Below are 3601 nucleotides of genomic sequence, written 5' to 3' on the forward strand. Positions count from 1 at the left end.
CAAGAAGCCCAAGTTGCGCTGTGTCCTCCTCGGTGGACTGCCACTTGCCGGCTCCGCCGAAGAACCCGCGCTGCGCGCCGAAGAGCACCTCCGGTGCTCTGGGCGCGGAGGGTGGGGGCGTGCGTGGGCGGTCGCTGGTGCGGGTTGGTGCCGCTCGATCAGGTCACTGTGGATGTCCGGTCGTCGCGCGAACCCGTAGTGGTCTGGTCACAGTGCATGGACCGGTGTGCCGTTGGGTTTCTACTGTTCGGGCAATGTTTTCGCCCGACGGGGGTGTGGCGTGGCCGTGTTGTCCTACCCGTTCGCCGAACCTGATGACCTCGGGATCAACGAGACCTACTTGCGGCTCCAGCGTGAGGAGCCGGTTGCGCGTGTGCAGTTGCCTTACGGCACCGAAGCTTGGCTTGTCACCCGGTACGCCGACGTCCGGACCGTGATGGGTGATCCGCGGTTCGTCCGTTCGCCTGTGATGGATGCCGACCGCAACCCGCCGCGCACGATGCCGGAGGTGCCGCAGTTCGGCACGATCCTCAGCATGGATCCGCCTGAGCACACCCGGTTGCGGCGGATCCTCGCCAAGGCGTTCACGGCTCGGCACACGGCTCGACTGCGGGAGCGGGCGCAGCAGATCGTGGATGGGTTGTTGGACGAGATGGAGGCGAACGGGTCGCCGGCTGATCTGGTCAGTGCGTTGGCGATGCCGACGGCGATCACGTTGATCAGTGAGATGCTCGGCGTGCCCGACCTGGATCGGGTGAAGTTCCGGGAGTGGTCGGATGCGGCGGTGGCGATCACCGCGTTCACCGTGCCGGAGATCCAGGCCGCGTTCGCGAGCCTGCACGGTTACCTGCGCGAGTTGGTCGAGGAGAAGCGTCGCAATCCCGGTGAGGACATGCTCACCACGCTGGTCACTGCGCACGACGAGGAGGACCGGCTCACCGAGGACGAGCTGGTCTCGTTCAGCGTCACGTTGCTCATCGCGGGCCACGAGACCACCGGCAGCGAGATCTCCAACTTCACCTACCAACTGCTCACCCACCCCGACCGGCTGGCCGAACTGCGCGCGGACCCGTCGCTGCTGCCCGCCGCGATCGAGGAGCTGCTGCGCGTCACGAAGCTGTCCGGCTCGCCCGCGTTCCCCCGGTTCGCGACCGAGGACGTGGTGCTCAGCGGCGTGACGATCGCCAAGGGTGAGGCGGTGTTCGTGGACGGCCTGGTCGCCAACCGCGACGAGTTGGTCTTCCCCGAGGCGGACAAGATCGACTTCCACCGACCGTCGAACCAGCACTTCGCCTTCGGCCACGGTGTGCACCACTGCATCGGCGCGCCCTTGGCCCGAATGGAACTCAACGTCGCCCTCAGCACCCTGCTCGCCCGCTACCCCAACCTCCGCCTGGCCGGCGAGGTCGAGTTCAAGAAGGGCCGTCTGGTGCGCGGTCCCCACAGCCTGCCGGTCGCGTGGTGACCGGCAGGCCGTGCGGCCGTCCTAGGCCTTGGGCGTGAGGCTGAAGAACCGCTGCTGCCACAACGCATACAGCTCGGCACGCATCTCGTCGGTCAGTTCTCCCGCCAGCGCGCCCAGCGTGGACTCCCCGTCCACTGACGCCAGCAGGTCGAACACCTCGGGTGACGGCACCGCCGACGGCCCGAACGAGTAGTCCAGGTACACCTCCCCGCGCACGTCGTCACCCGGCCGCCAGTCCCGGCGCAGCCGGGTGTCGGGGCGCAGTGCCGGCACCAGGTCGTCGAGCAGGCGGGTCACCGGTTCGCGGCGGCGGACCAGGAAGTCTTCGACCACGAGCACGTCGATCTCGGTCGTCAGGTAGCAGGTGAGGGCGTCGTGCACGGACTGCACGATCGGCTCGGCGTTGTTGTTGAAGGAGGTGTTCAGCAGCACGGGCGTCCCGGTCAGCTCACCGAACCGGGTGATCAGCCGGTGGAACCGCTCGTTGGCCTCCGGCGTGACCACCTGAACCCGCGCCGTGCCGTCCACATGCGTCACCGCCCCGAGTTCCTCGCGCCGGGCTTCCCGCACGTGCACCACGAACGACATGAACCCGTGCTCGGCCGAAGTCTCGGTCAGGTCGAAGTAGGTCGCCGCCGCTTCCGGCGTGACAGCGGGCGCGAACGGCCGAAAGCTCTCCCGCTTCTTCACCATCGCGTTGATCCGATCCCGGTTCTCCACCGGCCGCGCGTCGGCGATGATGCTCCGATTGCCCAACGCCCGAGGCCCGAACTCGGACCGCCCATGCGCCCACCCCACCACCGCACCCTCAGCGAGCAACTGGGCCGTCGCCTCGACAACGTCCGCAGGCCTCTCAACCTCCACAACCCCACTCCAGGCCCGCAACTGCCGCTCGACGTCGTCCAAGTCGCCAAGATCCGGCCCAAGACTCGCCCCAACCAACCGCGAAGCCGGCGTATGCGGAGCACCAAGCCGCCGAGCAGCAACGATGGCCGCCCCCTCCGCAGCCCCCGCGTCGTGCGAGGACGGATGCACGAAGACCTCGTCGAACAACCCAGACCGCAAGATCACCCCGTTGAGACTGCTGTTGTGCGCCACACCCCCGGTGAAGCACAGCCGCCGCGCCCCGGTCTGCCGCGCCCAGTGGGTGATGATGTGCATGGCCAGCGTTTCCAACGTCTCCTGGAGCCCGGCGGCAAAGTCCCGGTGCTCGCCGGTGACCGGCTCACCGGCGCGGCGGACGGGGAACCCGTTGGCGTAGAACGGTTCCGAGGTGGGGTTCATGTCCGGCATGGTCGGGATGAGCTCGTAGTCTCCGTCGGGCAGCAGCCGATACAGGCTCTGGAACTGCTCGCGGTAGGTCGCCGCGTCGCCGTAGGGCGCCAGCCCCATCACCTTGTACTCGTCCCCGAAGCCATACCCGACGTGCCCGATAGCGTCCTGGTAGAACAACCCCAACGACTGCGGCACCGAGTAAGACCGAAGCTCACGCATCTCACCACCCCCAGCAAGGTGGATGGTCGTCGACACGGTCTCCCCTCGCCCATCCATCACCACAACCAACGCATCCCCCATACCCGAACGCGCAAACGACGACCAGGCATGTGCCAGGTGGTGCCGGGTGAACATCACACGATCAGGCTCAACCTCCCAATCCAACTCGGCCCGCAACCGATCCAGCAGAAGCTCACGCCCAAAGCGGACAGGCTGAACCGGGGTCGCAAGCTGGAAGTTGCGCAGCCCGAGATCCACAAGATCCTGGTCGAAGTAATAGCCGATCGCATCCACATCAGCCGGCGCAACACCCGCAATGTCCAGACACGCCCGAATGGCACCAGCCGGAAACCGATTAGTCTTCTTGATCCGATTGAACCGCTCCTCCTCAACAGCCGCGACAAGCTCCCCATCGGCAACTAAACAGGCGGCAGCATCATGCATGTAGGTGCGAAACAAGGCCGGTAACAGATTGAAATGACCACTTATACCCAATGTCAACATAGCTCTCCCACTCATGGAACGACAAACGCGCACGCACACTCTTCGGCGAAGCCGGCGAGCGGGCAGTCCACCGAGGAGGACACAACTCAACTTGGGCTTCTTGCTTGTGTCATCCCCGTATGGCCTGCCCGAAGGGCT

2 protein-coding genes are annotated in these 3601 nt (G+C 66.2%); one reads left to right on the forward strand and one right to left on the reverse strand.

Features of this window, described 5'->3' with window-relative positions; genetic code table 11:
- Positions 1–280 precede the first annotated feature (280 nt).
- Positions 281–1465: a cytochrome P450 gene (locus WBN91_RS39000; protein WP_337729327.1), complete on the forward strand. Its 1185-nt coding sequence runs from the start codon at positions 281–283 to the stop codon at positions 1463–1465.
- Between the two features lie 21 nt (positions 1466–1486).
- Here the strand turns inward: WBN91_RS39000 and WBN91_RS39005 are convergent, their stop codons facing one another.
- Complete coding sequence (locus WBN91_RS39005) at positions 1487–3478, reverse strand: carbamoyltransferase family protein (protein ID WP_337729328.1); 1992 nt, start codon at positions 3476–3478, stop codon at positions 1487–1489.
- Between the last annotated feature and the right edge of the window lie 123 nt (positions 3479–3601).

The organism is Saccharothrix sp. CCNWYY140, from assembly GCF_037401995.1.
Lineage (GTDB): Bacteria > Actinomycetota > Actinomycetes > Mycobacteriales > Pseudonocardiaceae > Actinosynnema.

Bases quoted from the DNA above. Each gene is read 5' to 3' on its own strand.
- WBN91_RS39005 (WP_337729328.1), bottom strand. From the start codon at position 3,478: ATGAGTGGGAGAGCTATGTTGACATTGGGTATAAGTGGTCATTTCAAT.